Here is an 886-nt window from a genome sequence, read left to right on the forward strand (position 1 = left end):
TCAATGGCCCGCCGGTCCTCGGCGCCCACCACCACCCGGTCCGGATAGAGGCTATCGTGGAGGGCCTGACCCTCCCGCAGGAACTCCGGGTTGGAGGCCACCGCCAGACGGCCGTCGGGCTCGCCTCCATGGGCCTCCTGGAAGGCCCGGCGCACCAGGGCCTCCACGTAGTTGCCGCTACCCACGGGCACCGTGGACTTGTTCACCACCACGGTGAAGCCCTCTCCCAAGTGCCGCCCAATGGCCTCGGCGGCGGCGCGCACCTGCGAAAGGTCCGGGGAACCGTCGGGAAGCGAGGGGGTACCCACAGCGATGAAGACCACCTCTGCTTGGGGGATGGCCTCCTCGTACCAGGTGGTGAAGCGAAGTCTATCCCCCACCAGGGCAAGCATTTCCTCAGCATGGGGTTCGTGGAAGGGAGGCTTTCCCCCATTGAGTTGGGCCACCTTGTCCGCATCCAGGTCCACCCCCACCACCTCGTGGCCCAAATAGGCGAGGCTTAGGGCGGTGGTGAGGCCCACGTAGCCCGTTCCGATGACGGCGACTTTCACATATACCTCCTCTCCCTCTTTCTAAGTACCCCACCGCGGCTAAAGCCGCGGTGGGGGCCCCAAAAGAGCTTTCCTAAAGCCAAAGCTTGGGCATCCCGTGTTGCGAAGCCAAGGTGTGGGCACTTAGCAGGTAAGCGGCTAGGGCCAAGCCAAAAATGAACCTTCATCCCCCCACCAGCCCCTGCGCCTCCTCCAAAAGGGCCCGCACCAATTCGGGGCTTGTGGCCTCCACGTAGATCCGCGCCACGGGCTCCGTCCCTGAGGCCCGGAAGAGGACCCAGGCTTCATCATAAAGCCACTTCACCCCGTCCAGGGTGTCCACCCCCTTGGGGGTG

The 886-nt window shown here is 64.9% G+C and carries 1 protein-coding gene and 1 pseudogene; both read right to left on the bottom strand.

The annotated features are described in order from the left end of the window. A partial coding sequence (locus AC01Y6_RS10570) for an NAD(P)-binding domain-containing protein (RefSeq protein WP_476671485.1) occupies positions 1 to 551 on the bottom strand: 551 nt, incomplete at its 3' end. Positions 552 to 714: 163 nt separating this feature from the next. Further along, positions 715 to 886 (bottom strand): annotated as a pseudogene (locus tag AC01Y6_RS10575) (phosphoglucomutase/phosphomannomutase family protein); the annotation flags it as partial.

Source organism: Thermus sp. (assembly GCF_056332225.1).